The 19902-nt window shown below is 39.2% G+C and carries 22 protein-coding genes; 8 read left to right on the top strand and 14 right to left on the bottom strand.

The features are described from left to right. Positions 1 to 58 precede the first annotated feature (58 nt). On the bottom strand, positions 59 to 997 hold the full coding sequence (locus HB912_RS03810; protein WP_185372268.1) for a hypothetical protein: 939 nt from the start codon (positions 995 to 997) through the stop codon (positions 59 to 61). Positions 998 to 1267: 270 nt separating this feature from the next. Continuing rightward, complete coding sequence (locus tag HB912_RS03805) at positions 1268 to 1483, bottom strand: helix-turn-helix domain-containing protein (protein ID WP_036074084.1); 216 nt, start codon at positions 1481 to 1483, stop codon at positions 1268 to 1270. A gap of 147 nt (positions 1484 to 1630) precedes the next feature. On the opposite strand from HB912_RS03805, the gene HB912_RS03800 reads away from it, so the two are divergent. From HB912_RS03800 to HB912_RS03785, 4 genes are all read left to right on the top strand, one after another. Next, positions 1631 to 2053: a helix-turn-helix domain-containing protein gene (locus HB912_RS03800; protein ID WP_185372267.1), complete on the top strand. Its 423-nt coding sequence runs from the start codon at positions 1631 to 1633 to the stop codon at positions 2051 to 2053. 70 nt (positions 2054 to 2123) lie between these two features. After that, positions 2124 to 2540 carry a helix-turn-helix domain-containing protein gene (locus HB912_RS03795; RefSeq protein WP_036074088.1) on the top strand — a complete coding sequence of 139 codons (417 nt, stop codon included), beginning with the start codon at positions 2124 to 2126 and terminating at the stop codon, positions 2538 to 2540. Between the two features lie 80 nt (positions 2541 to 2620). Then, positions 2621 to 3454 carry a glutamate 5-kinase gene (gene proB / locus HB912_RS03790; RefSeq protein ID WP_185372266.1) on the top strand — a complete coding sequence of 278 codons (834 nt, stop codon included), beginning with the start codon at positions 2621 to 2623 and terminating at the stop codon, positions 3452 to 3454. Further along, positions 3438 to 4682, top strand: coding sequence for a glutamate-5-semialdehyde dehydrogenase (locus HB912_RS03785; protein WP_185372265.1), 1245 nt, complete (start codon positions 3438 to 3440; stop codon positions 4680 to 4682). Before proB ends, HB912_RS03785 begins: the two co-directional genes overlap by 17 nt. Before the next feature lie 14 nt (positions 4683 to 4696). On the opposite strand, the gene HB912_RS03780 is transcribed toward HB912_RS03785, so the two are convergent. Beyond that, positions 4697 to 5617, bottom strand: a complete 921-nt coding sequence (locus HB912_RS03780; protein ID WP_185372264.1) for an alpha/beta fold hydrolase — start codon at positions 5615 to 5617, stop codon at positions 4697 to 4699. A 192-nt stretch (positions 5618 to 5809) separates the two neighbouring features. Between HB912_RS03780 and HB912_RS03775 the strand changes: the two genes are divergently transcribed. The 3 genes from HB912_RS03775 to treC all read left to right on the top strand — a co-directional run bounded on the left by HB912_RS03775 (position 5810) and on the right by treC (position 9623). Continuing rightward, positions 5810 to 6274 (top strand): hypothetical protein, encoded by a 465-nt coding sequence (locus HB912_RS03775; protein ID WP_185372263.1) that lies wholly within the window; start codon positions 5810 to 5812, stop codon positions 6272 to 6274. Positions 6275 to 6457: 183 nt separating this feature from the next. Further along, positions 6458 to 7948 (top strand): PTS system trehalose-specific EIIBC component, encoded by a 1491-nt coding sequence (treP, locus tag HB912_RS03770; protein ID WP_185372262.1) that lies wholly within the window; start codon positions 6458 to 6460, stop codon positions 7946 to 7948. Between the two features lie 16 nt (positions 7949 to 7964). Continuing rightward, complete coding sequence (treC, locus tag HB912_RS03765; RefSeq protein WP_185372261.1) at positions 7965 to 9623, top strand: alpha,alpha-phosphotrehalase; 1659 nt, start codon at positions 7965 to 7967, stop codon at positions 9621 to 9623. Positions 9624 to 9658: 35 nt separating this feature from the next. Here treC and treR read toward each other — a convergent pair whose 3' ends face one another. Continuing rightward, positions 9659 to 10372 carry a trehalose operon repressor gene (gene treR, locus HB912_RS03760; RefSeq protein WP_185372260.1) on the bottom strand — a complete coding sequence of 238 codons (714 nt, stop codon included), beginning with the start codon at positions 10370 to 10372 and terminating at the stop codon, positions 9659 to 9661. A 417-nt stretch (positions 10373 to 10789) separates the two neighbouring features. Here treR and HB912_RS03755 point away from each other — a divergent pair, with 417 nt between their 5' ends. Continuing rightward, entirely contained in the window at positions 10790 to 11635 is an 846-nt protein-coding gene (locus tag HB912_RS03755; RefSeq protein WP_185372259.1) for a YitT family protein, read from the top strand. A 46-nt stretch (positions 11636 to 11681) separates the two neighbouring features. Here the strand turns inward: HB912_RS03755 and HB912_RS03750 are convergent, their stop codons facing one another. The 10 genes from HB912_RS03750 to HB912_RS03705 form a co-directional block, all read right to left on the bottom strand. After that, on the bottom strand, positions 11682 to 11957 hold the full coding sequence (locus HB912_RS03750; RefSeq protein WP_185372258.1) for a DUF3116 family protein: 276 nt from the start codon (positions 11955 to 11957) through the stop codon (positions 11682 to 11684). A 130-nt stretch (positions 11958 to 12087) separates the two neighbouring features. Then, positions 12088 to 12486 carry a hypothetical protein gene (locus HB912_RS03745; RefSeq protein WP_185372257.1) on the bottom strand — a complete coding sequence of 133 codons (399 nt, stop codon included), beginning with the start codon at positions 12484 to 12486 and terminating at the stop codon, positions 12088 to 12090. Beyond that, positions 12467 to 13780, bottom strand: a complete 1314-nt coding sequence (locus HB912_RS03740) for a Y-family DNA polymerase (RefSeq protein ID WP_185372256.1) — start codon at positions 13778 to 13780, stop codon at positions 12467 to 12469. The genes HB912_RS03745 and HB912_RS03740 overlap by 20 nt, the downstream gene beginning before the upstream one ends. Positions 13781 to 13960: 180 nt before the next feature. Continuing rightward, positions 13961 to 14590 carry an aggregation-promoting factor gene (apf, locus tag HB912_RS03735; RefSeq protein ID WP_036074101.1) on the bottom strand — a complete coding sequence of 210 codons (630 nt, stop codon included), beginning with the start codon at positions 14588 to 14590 and terminating at the stop codon, positions 13961 to 13963. Between the two features lie 425 nt (positions 14591 to 15015). Then, on the bottom strand, positions 15016 to 15918 hold the full coding sequence (locus tag HB912_RS03730) for a metal ABC transporter substrate-binding lipoprotein (RefSeq protein ID WP_425324766.1): 903 nt from the start codon (positions 15916 to 15918) through the stop codon (positions 15016 to 15018). Positions 15919 to 15949: 31 nt separating this feature from the next. Further along, positions 15950 to 16798 carry a metal ABC transporter permease gene (locus HB912_RS03725; RefSeq protein WP_185372255.1) on the bottom strand — a complete coding sequence of 283 codons (849 nt, stop codon included), beginning with the start codon at positions 16796 to 16798 and terminating at the stop codon, positions 15950 to 15952. Next, entirely contained in the window at positions 16795 to 17523 is a 729-nt protein-coding gene (locus HB912_RS03720; protein WP_185372254.1) for a metal ABC transporter ATP-binding protein, read from the bottom strand. Before HB912_RS03720 ends, HB912_RS03725 begins: the two co-directional genes overlap by 4 nt. Before the next feature lie 203 nt (positions 17524 to 17726). After that, entirely contained in the window at positions 17727 to 18476 is a 750-nt protein-coding gene (locus HB912_RS03715) for an SIS domain-containing protein (RefSeq protein WP_185372253.1), read from the bottom strand. Further along, a complete protein-coding gene (locus HB912_RS03710; RefSeq protein WP_185372252.1) occupies positions 18473 to 19192 on the bottom strand; it encodes a KDGP aldolase in 720 nt (239 codons plus the stop codon). The genes HB912_RS03715 and HB912_RS03710 overlap by 4 nt, the downstream gene beginning before the upstream one ends. Further along, positions 19152 to 19901 (bottom strand): creatininase family protein, encoded by a 750-nt coding sequence (locus HB912_RS03705; protein WP_185372251.1) that lies wholly within the window; start codon positions 19899 to 19901, stop codon positions 19152 to 19154. Before HB912_RS03705 ends, HB912_RS03710 begins: the two co-directional genes overlap by 41 nt. Between the last annotated feature and the right edge of the window lies 1 nt (position 19902).

The following is a 19902-nucleotide window of genomic DNA, read 5'->3' as shown; positions in this document are numbered from 1 at the left end:
TCAGCCATACCCGTATATTTTAACATAAAACCTACTTGATGAAAACAGGAAAGCCGATTTAGAGTAAATAATTTTGTTGATGTTCCTCTAAATTTCGAATGAAAGAAAGTGCTTCATTCAGTTCTCGTGTCGGTTCGATATCCAAGAAAGCACCATAAAGGTCACTTGCAAACAATAAATAAGCATCTTTCCAGAGCGCGGCATCTCTTGGCTTAAATGTAAAAGGATAAAGCATGAATGCATGATGCTGAAAGGTTTGCAGTAGTTGATCAAGAAGTGTTGGGTTTTCACTTTCGAGTCGCTCTTTTAGCAAACTCAAAACCTCATTTACAAACGCATCTTCCCCTAGAAAAGAAACATCAATAGGATTAAATTCCCCCTGAAGCCCTAGCTTACGAACTTCAAACAACTGATTTATTTCTTGTTCTTGTAATAACTCGAATAAAATAGATTGGACAAAGGGTGATGCTGCGTTATCTTCTAACACAGTTTTGAAACTCTCTACAAAAGGCTCAATTGATTCAAGCCTGATTTTTTGCAAGAATTCTAGTTGTTCAGCTACTGGTAAACGAGTCCAGTTTTCTCTTTGTGCTTTTGTCACTAATTTTTTGGGAAACGGAATCACATTATGGTTTGATTGCTTCGTATCCGTTTCTACTTGTGTTTCTTCTTCCTCAGTAAAATAGCGCACCAATGAAAAATAAGTATCCATTTCATCTGTATTCATATAGGAAAGCGCAAGTTCCGTTAAAATTTCCTTATTATAACCGTTCATGGTTAAAAAGGATCGCCCAATGTGTTTTGCCATTTCATTTTCGCCAGTTTCTGTATACAGACGAACAAGACCTCTTGCAACCAGTTCATTACAAGGATCTAATTCATACTGCTTTTCTAAAAAAGTAAGTGCTCTCACTTGTTCTTCCTGATTTAAAATGTGATGTTTTCCCTCCAACCAATTTAAAATGAAGGTTGGAAAGTCTTTCCCCTGATCGGTCATCGTTCGAACCCGCCCCTATTCACAAGATTGCTTGCTAAGCTAATTTGCTTTATTCTATATTTCCTCTATTTCGTTGTCAAGTTCACAACTGCACAATTCAATTCCCATTTCTTTCTAATGTCATCTGAATGAAACTATTTTATCATACGAAGCTATTGATCAGTAGACAAATATGACAAAATGTCGATTTTTTGTAACATTTCAAGCAATCGATGAAGGACGGCTTCATAATAACAAAAAAACACGGCACAATGTACCGTGTTTTCTTTCTTAATCACAAAAGTCACTTAAATCACAGTTTAGAATCTCACTCAAGATAACCGCATTTTGATAAGAAAGCCTCACGGTTCCTTTTTCCACATTTGCATAGCCGCTCGTATATTTATATCCCATTTTTCGAGCGACAAATGCCTGTGTGATTCCCTTACTCAAGCGGATCTCTCTGATTTTGGCTACATTGATATTCTTAGTCTTTAGTTGATCCATTCATCTAGCCTCCTAACACATACTGAGTTGTCTATTCTATTTTATCAACACGATATGCATTTGTCAATAAAATTAAACTTCGAATTGTGTTATTTTATTCTTATTTTGTGTATATTCATGTATAATAACTACGAGGAGATGATAAACATGACGAACCTAAGCAAACAGCTCACTCTTTTACGGGAGAAACAAGGCTGGACGAAAAGAGAAACAGCACGTCGCCTTGGATTAAAAGCCCCGTCGACTTATGGAAATTGGGAATATGGCATTCGCGAACCCGATCTTTCCATGGTCAAAGAAATTGCCAGTTTATACGATGTTACAGTCGACTACTTAATTGGCGATACAAATTCTTTAAAAGAAAAATCTCGAAAACCCCCTAAAGACATCCAACTGGAACTAGAAAATTTGGCTACCGAACTAGAAAGCCCAAACCCCTTTTATCTGGGCGCGGACATTTTGAAACCCCACACTTCAGCTTTCTTGCAAAAAAACATTTATTTCATCTTGGAAAATGCCGAAAAAATCAATCAATTAGATGGAGTAAACTCAAATAAAAACTCTAAATAAAAGACAATTTGTGTTTTTATTGGCTTTATAGTTTCATTTTGTGTATAATTTAGGCGAAGGGGTGAATCATTTGGTAGGTTTTAGTCAACGTTTGAAATTATTAAGAGATAAAAAAGGCTGGTCCAAAGTAGAGACTGCACGTAGGTTAGGTTTAAAAGCGCCTTCTACATATGGAAACTGGGAATATGGACTTCGTCAACCTGATCTTGAAATGGTGGCAAAGATTGCCGAATTGTTCGGTGTTAGTGTGGATTACTTATTAGGAGAAAATAACATACCTTCCTACGACCTCGAAACTAAAGAAAAGCAAGCCGATATCTTATACCGTTTAGAAAAAATTTGTGAGGATATTGAGTATGAGTCCGGCTTACAGCTGGGCAAAAACACATTATCTGAACCAGCTGGTGAATACATTTTAGACAGTCTCGCCTTTATGATTAAACAAGCTAAAAAATGGAATCAAATTGATGAAACGCCTAAATCCTAGGCGTTTTTTCTTTTCTTGCTATTAAATATTTAGTTTTTTTGTAGTACAATGGATGTATTCTATTTTAAAGGAGACCCGCTATGCGAAAATCACTTCATTCATGTAAACGCATTGTCGTTAAAGTCGGCACAAGCACATTGATGCATTCTAACGGGAATGTCAATTTACGCACCATCGAAAAACTCACCCGTGTCCTTTCAGAATTGCGTAATGAGGAAAAAGAAGTTGTCCTTGTTTCTTCTGGTGCAATCGGCGTTGGACTTAGAAAACTTCAACTTGAAACGCGACCTACTTCGATCCCCGAACAGCAAGCAATCGCGGCTGTTGGTCAAAGTGAACTGATGCATATCTATTCTAAACTCTTTGGGGAATATGGTTATCCAGTTGGTCAAATCCTCCTTACACGCGACGTTACAGATTATCCTACTAGTCGCGAAAATGTCATCAATACTTTTAATACACTTCTCAACCAAGGCATCATTCCCATTGTCAATGAAAATGATACTGTTGCTGTCGAAGAAATCGAACATATCACGAAATACGGTGACAATGACCGCTTGTCTGCTATCGTCGCTAAACTTATCAATGCTGAACTTCTTATCATGCTTTCTGATATTGATGGCTTTTATCACGAAAATCCACTTCTAAACCCTGCGGCTGCTATGTTTGATGAAGTGCATGAAGTCACTGATGAGCTCTTACAACTCGCTGGCGGCAAGGGCTCTGAATTTGGAACTGGTGGCATGCTAACAAAACTTGCAGCAGCAGACTATTGTTTGAAAAATGACCGACAAATGGTTCTCGCAAATGGAGATAACCCAGATATTATTTATGACATTATTGCAGGAAAAAAAATCGGGACGTTGTTTACCAATTTAAAACAGGAGGCATCCTCTCATGAATCCATTCGTTGATCTTGGAGAAAAAGCACAAAAAGCAAGTAAATTTCTCGCTCTTTCTGACGCGGCAAGTAAAAACTGTGTCCTTGCATCTTGGAGTGCTGCTTTACGCAACAAAACTAGGCAAATTTTAGCCGCTAACCAAAAAGATCTGGAATTAGCAAAAGCACAAGGTATGAAAGAAACAATGATGGACAGGCTACTATTGACCCAAGAGCGACTTGATGAAATCGCAAATGGGGTAGAACAAATTATCGCCCTTCCCGATCCAATTGGAACGGTTGATGAGATGTGGAAAAATGAAGCCAACTTAAATATCGGCAAAAAACGAGTTCCGCTCGGGGTAATCGGAATCATTTATGAATCTCGCCCCAATGTGACGGTTGATGCTGCCGCGCTTACATTTAAATCAGGAAATGCAGTGATTTTACGAGGCGGGAAAGAAGCTTTCCATTCGAATCAAGCCCTTGTTAAAGTCTTACAAGATGCTTCTAAATCAGCCGGATTTCCGAAAGAAGTCGTTCAATTTATCGAAGATACCTCTCATGAAACTGCTCGCGAATTTATGAAGTTAAATGAGTACTTGGATGTTCTTATCCCTCGAGGAAGTGGTAAGCTCATTCAAACCGTTGTTGAAAATGCTACCGTTCCTGTCATCGAAACGGGTGTGGGCAATTGCCATATTTATATGGATAAAGCGGCTGAAATGGACATGGCTATTGATATTTTGGTGAACGCCAAAACCTCTCGTCCATCGGTCTGCAATGCGGCTGAAACCTTATTAATCCACGAGGACATCGCTCCCCGTTTCTTGCCAGAAATTGAAAAACGCCTTGCTCCGTTTGCTACCCAGCTTCGTGCAGATAAACAAGCTGGACAGTTCTTAGAAAATTTTGTGCCAGCGACAGAGGCTGACTTCGAGACTGAATTCCTTGATTTTATTTTAGCGGTAAAGGTCGTCTCAAACATTGATGAAGCGATCGCACATATTAGTCGGTACGGCACCAAACATTCGGAAGCCATTATCACAAGTGACTACTTTGCGGCTAATCAATTTCAAAATGAAGTGGATGCAGCGGCTGTTTATGTCAACGCTTCTACTCGCTTTACAGACGGTTTTGAATTTGGTTTTGGAGCAGAAATCGGCATCAGTACACAAAAACTTCATGCTAGAGGGCCGATGGGACTACGCGAACTAACGACCACTAAGTATGTTATTTTTGGTGAAGGACAAATACGTTAAAAAAGAAGCGAACGTTAACGTTCGCTTCTTTTTTGTTCTATCCAGTTTATAATATCTGTTATGACGGTTTCTTTCCCAACTTCGTGTATTAATTCGTGCCTTGCTCCTTCATATAATTTATAAGTCACATCTTTAACCCCTGCTTCAGAAAGTTTAACCGCAAGTTTCGGTATGTCTTTCCCGTAATGCCCTACTGGATCTTCTGTTCCAGACAAAAGTAACACGGGAAGCCCGTTAGGCACACTCCACACATTTTCTTTAATCTGCGATGCTAAAATCGCTCGAAACAATGTATCAAAAAAACCGGAAGTGCCGACAACTGGTCCGCAAAGTGGATCCTTCGCAAAAGCTTCTTGCACAAGAGGATCACGTGATAGCCAACTATATGGATGCTTTTCATGGAAAGTATGATTAAAGCCCAAAAAAGCTAGCTTATTTAGCAAATGATTTTTACGTGCTGGATATTTTTTTACAAAATGACTTGCAAGCCTTGTAGCTGCAGCAAGAAGGAGCGCTGGCTGTAAACCGCTTCCGGCTAGGATAACTCCGTCCAATGAATGGCGTGTGATGAAAACGCGCGTGATGTAGCTTCCCATACTGTGTGCAAAAATAAAATAAGGCAAGTCAGGAAATTTTTGTTCCATGTGATGCTTGACGATTTCCTGATCTTGTAGCATCATTTCAAGCCCATTACTCGGCTCAATATGTCCAAGCTCTGCCTCTGATTTCGCGGTTAAGCCAAAACCACGATGGTCATCTGCCACAACAAGATACCCCGCTTGATTTAATTTTGAAGCTAGTTCCGTGTATCTCCCACTATGTTCGTTCATCCCGTGGACAATCTGCACGATGCCAACTGGCTTTTCAACCTCAGACCATTCCCGAATGAAAATCTCATCCCCATCATATGTAGCTAGTTTTTGTTCTTTTACCATGTTGTTTTATCCCCCTATGCGCTTTTTATCATTATACCCATGTTATACGTTTTCATAAACTTGCTGAAATAGGTCTTTTGGTGCAAACGTTCAAAACCTCACCTTCGATGGATTTATTTTTCATTTTATGGAAAAATTCAATTGCTCACAAATTCACATTATGATATTCTATCAAAGAAGGAGCTGATGAAAATGAATCAGAGTTTAGCACATTTACAGATGTTTGATTATTTACTTAAAAAATACCGAGATAAAGATGTTTTTCCAGATAGCAAAATGGTCGTAGAAATTGATGGCAAGCTTTGGGCAGGAGATTTCATTCACTTAGATGACTGTCAAATTGTCGAAATTGACTGGGATGATCAGCGTTATACACGTGTTCCAAAAACGCGTGCAGCGATTAATGATGGATTTGATATGAACATTCAAAATTCGAATGTCAATGTCAGTGAAAATCGCTTGGATGCAAAGCTTGCTAAAATTAAAAACTTGGAAATTCTTTATCAAGAAATCATGCAATTTGTGAGCCAAATCAAGAATGAAAGCACTTCGCTAAAGCCCTATTTATACGGAGCTTACTGCCTTGATACACGTGTCAAGTTGCCTTTCCTTGATGTGACTGGAAAATCTATCCAAGTCGTTGCTTTAAGCAAATAAGAAGTAGACGCGTTTCTCAAAGTTATTCGAGAAGCGCGTTTTTTATGTATTTACCGTCACCCACTCTAACCCATTATTTTGTATTTATTTACTAAAAACGAAAAAATGGTTGCGCTTTCAGTTTCTTTATAGTATATTTTGATTACAGAACTTGTATATACAAGTTAAAAAGGAGGAAAAGTCATGGCAAAATATGCAGATGACGCAAAAGCGCTTTATGAACTCGTTGGGGGCAAAGAAAATATTTCATCTGTCACACATTGTGCGACGCGGATGCGCTTTGTTTTGCAAGATCCAGATCAAGCGGACATCGAAAAAATTGAGGCTCTCGCTTCTGTAAAAGGTACATTTACACAAGCTGGTCAGTTTCAAGTGATCATTGGAAATGATGTCCAAGAGTTTTACAATGAGTTTGTTTCTATAAGCGGAATTGAAGGCGTTAACAAAGAAGAAGCTAAGACGGATGCAAAGAAAAACATGAGTTTACTACAACGCATGCTCGCAGCTCTTGCAGAAATTTTCACTCCGTTAATTCCTGCGATTGTCGTTGGTGGATTGATTTTAGGGTTTAGAAATGTCATCGGTGACATTAAGATGCTTGAGGAAGGAACAAAAACGATTGCTCAAGTTTATCCTTTCTGGAATGGGACTTATAACTTTTTATGGTTGATCGGGGAAGCGATTTTTCATTTCTTACCTGTCGGCATCACTTGGTCGATTGCTAAAAAAATGGGAACAACACAGATTCTTGGGATCGTTCTCGGGATTACTCTTGTCTCTCCGCAACTTTTAAATGCCTATGATGTGGCTACAACAAAAGCAGCAGATATTCCATTCTGGGATTTTGGATTTGCACATATTCCTATGATTGGATATCAAGCGCAAGTGATTCCTGCCATGCTCGCAGGTTTTATGTTAGCCTATCTTGAAATTGGACTACGTAAAATTGTTCCTAATGCCGTTTCTATGATTGTAACTCCTTTCTTCTCTCTTGTTCCAACTGTACTCGCGGCTCATCTTATTCTTGGACCGATTGGTTGGAAAATTGGAGATGTCATTGCAAATGTCGTTTACAGCGGTTTAACAAGTTCACTTAGTTGGTTGTTTGCGGCTCTCTTTGGTTTCTTGTATGCCCCACTTGTTGTGACGGGACTTCATCACATGACAAACGCGATTGACCTTCAACTTATGAGCCAGTTCCACGGAACCAATCTCTGGCCAATGATCGCCTTATCCAACATCGCACAAGGATCTGCAGTTCTAGCTATTATTTTCTTGCACAAAGGAAACGAAAAAGAAGAACAAGTTTCCATTCCAGCAACGATTTCTTGTTATCTCGGAGTCACAGAACCCGCCATGTTCGGGATAAACTTGAAATATCTCTATCCTTTTGTAGCTGCGATGATTGGTTCGGGTATTGCGGCTGTCATTTCCGTTTCTAGTGGGGTTATGGCAAACTCAATCGGCGTTGGTGGGATTCCTGGAATTCTTTCCATCAAGCCGCAATATTACTTGATTTTTGCGTTTTGTATGCTTATCGCCATTGTAGTTCCATTTATGCTTACGGTTCTGTTCCGTAAATATAATATCTTAAATAAAGTCGATCAAGCACCGATTCGCACATTCGGAAAACGAGAATTCCGAACAGATTCCAAAAAAGCTAGCAATCTTTAATGAAAGAGGTTTAATGATGGTCAATATAGCCGATAAAACGATTTATCAGATTTACTTGCGTTCTTTTTATGATTCAAATGGAGATGGCATGGGAGATATTCCAGGCATCACAGCTAAACTGGATTACTTAGAGAAATTAGGTGTGGATTTAATTTGGATCAACCCTTTCTATCCCTCTCCCCAAAATGACAATGGGTATGATATTTCTGATTACACCGGGGTAGATCCACGTTTTGGAACGATGGAAGACTTTGATGTGCTCATTTATGAAGCGAAAAAGCGCTCAATTGGTATCATGATTGATCTCGTGTTAAATCATACTTCTACAGAACACGAATGGTTTCAACAAGCACTTCGAGAAAATCCTAAATATCGTGATTTCTATTATTTTAAAAAAGGAAAAGGCGCAAAGAAAGAACTCCCACCAACGAACTGGGAATCTAAATTTGGAGGCTCAGCTTGGGAAAAGTTGCCCTCCTCAGATGATTTTTATTTGCATCTCTTTGATGTCACGCAAGCAGACTTGAACTGGTCAAATCCAGAAGTTCGTGAAGCCCTTTATCAAGTCGTAGATTTTTGGGTTCAAAAAGGCGTTGAAGGGCTCCGGCTCGATGTGCTTAATTTGATTTCAAAGCCGGATAAGATGGAAGATGATTTCATTGGCGACGGACGCCGGTTTTACACAGATGGCTCGCACATTCATGAATATTTAAAAGAACTTCATGCAAAAACGTTTAGCAAGAAAGGTCTAGTCACAGTGGGCGAAATGTCCTCGACAAGCATTGCCAATTCGATTCGCTACAGTAACCCTGCGGAAAAAGAACTATCGATGGTTTTCCATTTTCATCATTTAAAAGTGGATTACAAAGATGGAGAAAAATGGCAACTCGATCAAGTTCGTTTTGCTGAATTAAAAGAGCTCTTTCACACCTGGCAAGTGGATATGGCGAGCGGAAATGGTTGGGATGCCCTCTTCTGGAACAATCATGATCAGCCCCGAGCGCTAGGGCGTTTCACTTCGGACCAGCCGGAATTTCATTATCAAGCGGCCACGCTTCTTGCCGCAACGATCCATTTGATGCGAGGTACGCCCTACATCTACATGGGAGAAGAAATCGGGATGATCAATCCGCGGTTTGAACATATCGAAAGCTACAGCGACATCGAAACGATTAATCATTATAGATTGCTTCAAGAGGAAGGCTTGTCTGAGCGAGAAACTATGGAAGTGATTCAAGCGCGTTCACGTGACAATAGCCGGATTCCAATGCAATGGGAAAATGATGAGAAGGCTGGCTTTACGACGGGAACGCCGCTTTATCCGGTTTCGGATAGTGTTTCTTGGATCAATGTTCGGGATGCGCTTCAAGATCCAGACAGTATTTTTTACTTTTATAAGAAACTGATTGAACTAAGGAAGACGCATTCTGTGATTCAAGTTGGCAACTATACGCCTTACTTCGTTGACGAGGAACGTGTCATTAGTTACTTACGCGAAAATGAAGAAGCAACTTTACTCGCTGTTCATTATTACGGAGAAGAACCGTATAAATTAGAGCTTCCTGAGGCCTTTCTTCAAGGTGAAATTTTGCTTTCGAATGTGAAGCGAGATCAATTAGCTAAGCACATATCTTTAGCGCCTTATGAAACTTTGGCTGTTCTTTTACCCAAATAAAACGAAAACAAGCCTTCTAAAACGAGGGCTTGTTTTTAACGTCTTCTGGCAAAATCAATGAAACGAAAGCGGTCCAACCTATGGCGCGATTCTGTATACTGGAAAAGCGTTGTATCTTGCAAAAAAACGGCACTTCGGACGACAACAACATGTGTATCTTCTTCTAAATCAAGCCACTTCTGGTCTTCAGCCGTGACAGGCTCGACGGTAAATTCTTTTTGTGCGTAGCTGATTTCATAACCAAGCTCTTGCTCCAAGTATTCATAAAGCGAGCTTGCTAGTTGCTCCTCAGTAATTTTCTTCATGCCAGGTTCTAAAAGAAAATCTTTATCCAAAATAACGGCCTCGCCTCTCAAATAGCGGACACGCTCAATGTGCCAGGCTTTTGCTCCATCTGGTAAGGAAACGTATTTTCTTACTTGTTCAGGTAGCTTTTCATAATCATTTTTGATCACGCGTGTGACAGCGTTCATATGCTGCTCTTGATGCAATTCTTTGAAGCTTGTCAAACCTGAGACAGGAAACGAATAGCGCTCCCGGTCTATCACGATGGAACCTTTTCCCTGCATTTTTTGGATAAAACCATTTTCTAGTAGGAGAACAAGTGCCTTGCGAATGGTCTCACGCGATACTTGGAATTCCTTTGCTAACTCATTTTCACTTGGTAGCAGTTCCCCCGCCTGATAAACTTTTCCAAGAATTCGATTTTCAATCTGCAAATAAATATCATAGTATTTTTTTTTATTCAAATTCCTCACCCGCCATTATTGTAGCATAATTATCTCCAAAAACCACTATTTTTATGGTATAGTGGAATTAGATGTAGGCGCTTTTTTACTACGAACTAAAATTTCAGAAAGGGGCATTCGAAGATGAAACAAACAGAAAGCGAAAAGCCACTGGTTATCAAAATTGTTATCAGTGTTTTAGTTGGTCTATTTTTACTTAACCTTATGCCAATCTTAGCTATTTTTGGTTAACCGCAAGCTTGCCAAAATTTAGATTCTATGCTAATTTAAAAAAGAAAATTAAATGGCTTTTTATGGTGAGACAGTCACGGGAATCGGAAGTTCCCTTGATGCTTTTTTAGAAAAAAGACTCCGTTGATTCAGAAGAATCTTCGGGGTATTTTTTTGCGCTCACTATGCAAGAAAGGAGATTGATTCATGACAAAAAAATGGGCATTTACTTTTGGAAAAATTATTATTGGCGCTTTTATCTTTTCCCTTGCCGTTAATATTTTTGCTATTCCCAATCATTTAGGGGAAGGCGGCGTAACAGGGCTCACAATGATCCTTTATTATGCTTTTGGGATAGCACCTGCGATTACGACGTTGATTTTTAATGGGATTTTACTTGTAATCGGTTATAAGTACCTTGACCGACAAACGATTATTTTAACGATCATCGCTATTCTTTTTACTTCCCTTTTCTTACGACTTACTGAACCGATTGCTTTTCAAACGGATCAAACGATTATTGCTGCTATTTTTGCAGGAGCCCTCATGGGATTTGGGATGGGGCTCATCATGCATGGTGGAGGAACCACTGCTGGTAGCGCCATCCTTGCCAAAATTGCCAATAAATATCTAGGTTGGAACACAAGTTATGCCTTACTATTTTTTGACTTAATCGTTGTGATTCCCTCTGTATTTATTATCGGCTTCCAAAATATGTTATTTACGATTCTCTCCCTCTATACTTCTACGAAAGTACTAGACTTTATTCTTGAAGGCTTCAATCCCAAAAAGTCAGTTACGATCATTTCGGATCAATATGAAGCGATCGCAAAAGAAGTGGATTTAAAGATTGGTCGTGGAATGACACTTTTTGATGCTGAAGGCTACTATACAAGACAAGGCAAAAAAATTCTTTATATTGTGATCAGCAGGCAACAACTCCTGCCACTTACAAAGATCGTTAACAAACACGATGAAAAAGCCTTTTTCATTATCAATGATGCGCAAAGTGTGGTTGGCGAAGGGTTCACAAAACAAATCACAAGCGAATAAAGTTTGAAAAAGCGGAAGCAAGAGTTGCTTCTGCTTTTTTGTGGATTTAATCTTCAGTTCCGCCCGATTCTTGAAGTAATTGATACATTTCTTCACCTTTTTCTGTCAGCTCATAATAAGGCCTTTGACTAGCTAGTTCCCCACGTTTCAAATATGCTTTCCATTCCAGCCAATAAACCGTATGTAGAAGTTCCGTTTTGGAGTGGTAGCGAACTCGTTTTTCATTCAATTGTTTCAAGGCTAATTGTGTGATTTGGGTTTTTGGATGATAATAGGCAGCTCTAAGAATCACAAAAATACTGTCTGCATTCGGAACTTTCATGGAATCACTTTCCTTCTTATACTCTAAAGTTCTTATTTCAAACCAAGATGACTTTCTTAGAGGTTCACCTTTTAGGGATTGCCTACATCCATTCCCACTTTCCACTAAACTGAAACGCCTTACCTGCGTATCAATGTACGATTTCTGCATGGCGTATTTTCTCGATGGAAACTATTTGAATAGCTCCCTTTTTTTCTTGTAGATAAATGCGGTTTTCTAAAAAACTAATGACCTTACCAGTCAAATCAGCTTCGTACATGTGCTCTTCATTCAGTTCTGCCATTTGCAGTGAGACAACGCTCCCTTTCGAAAAAGCCTCTTCAAGAACCTCACCAATTTGTTCAAGGCTCATCTCGTTTTTTGCCACAAAAATTTGCTTTCGTTTTTGACTCTCTTCCTCCATTTGTGCGGTATGATCCGATAAATAAAAACCCGACCATTTCATCATTCCACGATCTATATACGTTTTTTTTACTTGTCTAAGCCACTCTTCTGCTTCCTTTTCCCGCTCATTCATAAGACTTACCATCCAAACCGTCCATTCCCCCTGCATGTCCGCCAACAAGTGTCGCACGCCGCAGTGCTGTCGCCCCTTCAAGCAGGGAATGAGCATAAAAAATAGAAGTGAATGAGTATCTACTCCGAATTTCTGAGATCGTTTGTTCAATCGCCTCTTCGCGTATTAAAAGATCAGGGTCTTCAAATAAACTGAGTTGAAAAGCGGAAACGGGCTGTAATTTCCCAATATAAAGGCTAATGGTGCGAACCTCAGTATGATTCCAATATTTTTGAAACAAGCGATGTACATACTGTGTTAAACGCTTGCTATGATTGGTTGGCGGTATTTTTATTTGATGGGATAAACTACTCCGACGCTTTCCATCTTCATAAGCATACTGCATGTGCAAGCTTAAAACCGATCCTTCTACTTGTTTTGTCCGCAAGCGCTGTGCCAGCTGAACACACATTTCAGCCAAAACGACTTGAATTTTTGCAGCACTTGTATAGCCTCTCGGAAGGACCTGTGAGTTTCCAAGAGATTTTTCTTTTGGTTGATAGTTTTCTTTCTCCGCCAAAACAGAGCGATCGATCCCCCAAGCATGCATGTAATATTGGAGCCCCATCACACCAAACTGCGTCTTTAATAAAAAGGGATTGCTAAGTGCTAAGTCCCCAATTGTATAAAGACCTAGCTGATTCAAGCGAAGTTCCATTCGCTTGCCAATTCCCCAAAACTCACTTAGCTTGAGCGGCCACATTTTAGTTTTGACATCTTCATAGCCCCAGTGCGCAAACATGCCTGCATTTTTCTTAGCTTCTACATCCATACAGACTTTTGCAAGTAAGACGTTGACAGATAATCCAATCGTTGTGTAAAGTCCTAGTTCAAGAAAAATTTCTTGCTGAATCTTGTGACAAACTTCTTCAGGGCTTTCTCCAAATAAATGATAGCTCTTCGTTAAGTCTCCAAACTGTTCATCAATGCTATAGACATGAATATCTTCATCAGCCATATAGCGTTTAAAAATAGTTAAAATTTTCTTATGATAGGTCATATATAATTTCATTCGTGGTGGCGCAATGACTAACTCTGGATGTTTTGGAACATCAAAACCTCGGCAAACATTCGATACGCCCAGTCTTTTTTTAGCAGCAGGACTTGCAGAAAGTACCAGTCCACTCGTATTTCTATCTCCGCTCATAACAACGAGCATGGTCGTCATGGGATCAAGTCCGCGCGCAAGACATTCAACACTTGCATAAAAACTTTTTACATCTAGGCAAAATACATGATGAAGGGGCTCGTCTTGATAATATGCCACCCTTCTCACCTCTTCTAAAAAATTCATTTCCTATAAACTCATTATACGAACACATGTTCTTTTTCGCAATAGGAAAAAACACACATTTTTGATAGAAAAAATTGATTGAACATAAAAAAATGAGTCAAAGTTCAGAGAACCTTGACTCATTTTTATTGTTATCCTTTTACATTTAACGGCTTAGTACCAGCCATATTGTTCGTGGTGTGCTTTCGCATTGCTCCATGAACCATAACGGCTTTGTACGTAACTATTGGCTACACGTTCTTGGTTAGCTTGAGAATAGTCGCCTTTCAAATATGAATTTGTTAGTTGATAGCGTCCGATATATTTACCAGATGCGCTTCTTGCACCGTAAGAACCACCAGATTCTCTTTGTGCAATCCATTCCTTGGCTTGTTGATCACTTGAACTCCCTGTATTGGCTGGTTTAGCTTGAGTTTGAGTTTGCTGTGTAGCTTGTTGTTGTCTTGGTTGGCTGCTTTGCGTTTGGCTTTGGCTAGGTGCTTGTTGCTTTTGCGTAGTTGCTTGACCTTGGCTTGCCGCGGCTTGAGTTGCAGGTTGAGCTGTTTGAGTAGCTCCACCATTTCCAACTTCTAGCGATTGACCAACATAAATTAGGTTAATATTAGCAATCCCATTTAATTGGGCAAGATTAGCGACAGTAGTGTTGTGTTCATTAGCAATTTTAGATAACGTATCCCCTTTTGCAACGCTCACAGATTCAGCGTTTGCTAAATGACCTCCTACAACCGTCGTTACTCCTACCGTTAATGTAGCTACAGCCATCTTTAGTACGTTTTTCTTCATTATTAAAAAACCACTCCTTAATTTTTAATGCGAACTAATCATAACACACTAACATTTCAAATCAACTACTGATTCATTTCATATTATTTCAATATGAAGTCAGCCTTCCGATTTAGTTCTTTTTCGGAAAACAGATCTTTCTTTCCAATTTCCTTCCAAAATAGCTTGGTTATCACTTCCTTCGATCACTTGTTCCGTTTCTCTTGGCATGAAATTTTTTAATTATTCTGCCTTTTTATTTTCCAGTAAAAAAAAGAAAAAAATCGATATTTTGATGATTTTTAAGCGCTTTCTTGATTTTTTTATTCTATTTTTCTTGAAAAAAAGAAATTTTTTTCTCCCTCATTTAGCCTATTTGTGAACAAATAAATATAAAAAACGACCGGTAGCAAATAAAAATTCGCTTTCAGTCGTTTTTAAAATTTTTATTTTGACAATCCTTCCGAAATTTTATCGAGATTCCATTTCATCATATCATAATAACTATCACCATTTTCCCCTGGTTTTGCAACTGAATCCGTGAAGATTTTTGCATAAATTGGAATACCCGTATCTTTCGCAACTGTTTTCATGGGCCTGTCGCTCACACTACTTTCGACAAAGAGCACCGGTACCTCGCTATCTCGCAATTTTTTCACCAGATTTTTGATTTGATCTGGCGTCCCCTCTTCTTCCGTATTAATCTCCCAAATATAAGCAGAAGGAATTTGATAGGCTTTCGAAAAATATTTAAAACACCCCTCACTCGTGACAATTAATTTTTTAGTAGCAGGAATCGCATTAAATTTTTCTTTGGCTTCTTGATCGAGCTTTGCAAGTTTACTAATATAGCGCTGCAAATTTTTCTGATAGTAGGAAGCATTCTTCGGGTCTTTCTTGGAAAGCTCTTTTTCAATATTTTTAGCGTACTGAATTCCGTTTTCAAGGTTGAGCCAAGCGTGGGGATCTTCTTTACCTTTTTCCCCTTTTCCCTCCAGATAAATAACTTCGACACCATCACTTACTGCAAAGTAATCTCGATTTTTCTTTTTCTTCGCATTCTTCATCAATTTAGTAAACCAAGCATTCCCTCCCGTTTCTAGGTTGATGCCGTTATAAAAAATCACGTCTGCTGTTGAAGCTCTTTTGACGTCTTCTGGAAGTGGCTCGTATTCATGGGGATCTTTTCCAACTGGAACAATACTATGAAGTTTCACTCTATCTTGTGCGATGTTTTTTGTCATATCTGCTAGAATCGAGTTCGTTATAACTACCTCTAATTGATCACCCTTCCCACTTGATGTGTCTTTTTCACCCGAGCAAGCGGTTAAAACTAACAAAAAAAGAATCGGTAGTAGCCACTTTATTCCGAATTTCCCATTAATTTTCTCTGATTTTAGCCTTCTTTCTTAAAAATTTTTGTTTCGGTGACAAGAAAAAGCTAAGTGCAAAGAACAACGCCGAAGTAAGCACAATACTCGAACTAACTGCAATATTAAAACTATAACCGATAAATAACCCAACAAAAGAAGCTAAAGCACCGAGAAAAGCAGCCAAGAACATCATTTTCTTTAAGCTAGTCGAAAATAAGTAAGCGGTCGCTGCTGGTGTAATTAAAAGTGCAACGATCAAAATCGTTCCAACACTTTGCATCGCCGTTACTGAAACAAGCGTTAAAAGTAGCATCAATAAATAATGATAAAACTGAACTTTCATTCCGAGAGCTTTTGCCATGAGAGGATCAAAAGAAGTAATCAAAAGTTCCTTGAAAAATAAAAGAATGACTGCCAGAACGAAAATAGAAACCCCGATTGTAATCATTTTGTCAGCATCTTGGACCGCCAAAATATTTCCAAATAAGATATGGAACAAATCCGTTGAACTATTGGCTACGCCAATTAGAATGACACCAAGAGCCAGAAAAGAACTGAATGTAATCCCAATCGCAGTATCTCCTTTAATAACACTGTTGGATTTAATATAGGTAATCATGATGGATGCAAGCAGCCCGAAAAGAATCGCCCCGATAAAAAAATTAATCTCTAAAATAAAAGAAATCGCCACACCGGGAAGAACGGCATGTGAAATGGCATCTCCCATGAGCGACATTCCTCGCAAGATAATAAAGCAACCAATGGTCCCTGAAACTACGCCAATGACAAGTGAAGTGATTAAAGCATTTTGCAAAAAATGAAAATTCTGTAAACCGTCTAAAAAGCTCGCAATCATGTTTCACTTCCTCCCTTAATAAAAATATTTTCCCCATATGCCTGTCGCAAATGTGCTTCTTGAAAAACTGCTTCTGTCTGTCCAGTTGCAATTAAGCTACGATTGAGTAAAATGAGTTGATCAAAATACTGCTCCACTTTGCTTAAATCATGATGCACAATCAAAATCATTTTTCCGACTAGTTTGAGCTGTTCGAGTGTTTGCATAATAATTTGTTCACTGATTGCATCAATCCCAACAAATGGCTCATCCAAAAGGATAACTTCACTATTTTGAACAAGACACCTTGCGAGAAGGACTCGTTGAAATTGACCACCAGATAATTCACTAATTTGTCGATTAGAAAAACGTTCCATCTGAACCATTTCAAGGGCTTGTTTGGTTTTTTCCCATTCTTTTTTTCCTAAGCGTTTAAAAAGCCCGACTTCTGGATAGGTTCCAAGCGAAACACATTCTTTAACAGTAATTGGAAATGTAAAATCAATTGCACTTTTTTGTTCTACGTAAGCTATTTTTTTCAACCATTTTTGGGTTGGCACTCCGTTTATCGTGATTTGACCCATATAGGGAACAATATTTAAAATGGCTTTCAGTAAAGTAGATTTGCCAGCTCCATTAGGGCCGATAATTCCTGTTATCGTTGGGCCAACAAGAGAGAAACTGATTTCATCAAGCGCCCACTCCTCACTCGAATAGTGAACACTCACTTTTTGTAAATCCAGCATTTTATCATCCTTTCACAAAAAAAATTTACATTTATTGATTTTCAAACCTTATATTATAGAAGAAACTCGTCATTTTTTTACAATTCGGCAGTTTTATTTTGGACTCACAACTTATATTTTACTATAAGAAAAAAAGTTTCCTTTGTCAAACTTTTTGTGTAAAAAAAGAAGAAAACCCTATGTCGTTTTCTTCTTTCTCTATCTTAAGATTCAAGATTTAAAGTTAATAGTGGGATTCTCGCTTGATATTTGGCTAGCAGAGTTTGATTATAGTCATCTGCATTTTCTGTATTGCCACTTAAGAAAACAGGTGGCGCGAAACCTGCTTGATGCATAGCCGTAATGGCCTCTGCAAATAGACTTTGTAAAATCGCTGCGCCTGTCACAGAAGATGTCGCAGCAAACGGAACGGGGAAGTTTTCAAGCTGTAATACCGCGTCCCCTTTTACAGCTTTATTATCAATCACAAGGTCAGGAACATCACTTAGTTTTAGTCCAGAAACATGCCGTGATGCTTGTGTTCCAGAATAAGCTTTTGACGTTATCCCAATAACATATGCGCCCTTTTGCTTAGCAAAAAGCGCCACATCAATAGGAACGGGGTTTCTTCCAGAGGTCGAAAGAACAATCATCACGTCTTCTTTGCGGATATCTTCTTTCGACATAAAACGTTCAGCATAATTGTTTTTTCGTTCTAACACAGAAGACTGCGCTGCTCCTTCATGAAGCATAAGCGGCTCATGTAAAATGGGGTGAATCGGCGCTAATCCGCCGGCCCGGTAAAAAACCTCTTCTGTTAAAATATGAGAATGTCCGCACCCAAATAAGTGGACGATCCCTCCTTCCTGAATAGCCTTAGCAACTTTTTCCCCAGCTTCTCGAATGTTTTCCTTTTCTTCCAATTGAATGGCTTCAAGCATTCCAATCGCCGTATTTAAATAAGCATCAATCATGAAATCCCTCCTAATTGCTCAAAAATGCGTTCAATTTCAGCTTTTTTGGTTCGTCCAGTGACTTTATCGACAGTTGCCCCAAAAATGTGCGGCATAAAGAATGGAATCCCTGTTTCAGCTACATCAGTCATAATAGGTACAATATTATCCCAAGCAATTCCGCCAGCGGGTTCAATTCCATAAATTCCACGTTCACTTGCGACTTTTGCTAAATAAACAAGCTCCGCAAGATGTTCCGTTCCACGAATACTCATCAATTTGATTGATGGAATCTGATGTTCAAGGCAATAATCAACTAATCTTTCCACTTCAATCGTGCCCCTCGTCGCAAGCTTTACTAGACCCACTTTTCCAGAAGGTCGTACGAGAGCATTGGCATAAACTCCATCAACTAGCTGAGCAAAGGCTGCAGTTTCAAGGGGTTGGTTAATGTGGCAATCCCGGTCAAGCTCAGCAATCGAAAGAACAGCTCGAAAGTTTTCGAATGCCCCACCTCCACCAAGTCCTACGCTCACAATGTCACTAGCACGCTTTAGCTCGCTTAGTCGCGCGACTGCGTCTTCTGCGCTATCAAAATCACTCGCTACAATTCCTGGAACCGCGTAACCTTCTGAAGCACTCATGACTTCCTTCGCATTTTCCGCATCTTGCGCTAAAAAATTAAATAGTGCAAAATCATGCCATTTCTTCTGCTTTTCGAATTTTGTCTTGTTCAATTTCAATCAACTCCAAACAGGTTTTTAATGTGGTTTCAATTAAGTATTCACCTTTTTCAGCGGTTGCAAGAGTCGCCTCTCCAAGAACAGCGCTTTCCGTGAAATTTTGCCAAGGCATAGGCGTATAATCAGCATCTAGTGGTAAAGTCGGGGGATCATCAATTGCCTTTTCCATCTCCACATGTTCTTTCGCTAGATAAAGCATTAAGGAGGTTTCAATTTCACAAGCATGAATATACGTATGATGATTCGCTTTTCCTTCTCGCACGTTTGCTGCTAGTTTTTGAATATTCGGATAAAAAATATGGAGCACACGCATATCCGGATGTTTGAAAAAGAGTTTACGCGCCCCTTCTTTGAGCGCGGTCATGTTCCCAAGATGCCCACTAATTAAAACAAACAGTCGCACGCCTTGTTTATAAAGCCCCTCCCCGATTTCAAAGATCATTTGGATCATCGTTTCATTCGACAAACTCAGACTGCCCGGGAAGTCCTGCAAACTGAAAACTTGTCCATATGGTAAGACAGGTAACACTAGGCCTTTTTTCTTGTCCGCTATTCGGTCTGCATATTTTTCTGCAAGAATATTATCGGTTTCAAGTGGTAAATGAGGTCCATGCGCTTCAACTGCTCCTATGGGTAAAATTACGGGAGTGGTTTTTGTGATTTGTGCGGCGATGTCATAGGAATTACAAGCTGCAAATTTCATT

This window comes from Listeria aquatica (assembly GCF_014223975.1).
Classification (GTDB): Bacteria; Bacillota; Bacilli; order Lactobacillales; family Listeriaceae; genus Listeria; species Listeria aquatica.
Note: the sequence above shows the minus strand (reverse complement) of the source record. Positions and strands in the feature narration are given on the sequence as shown.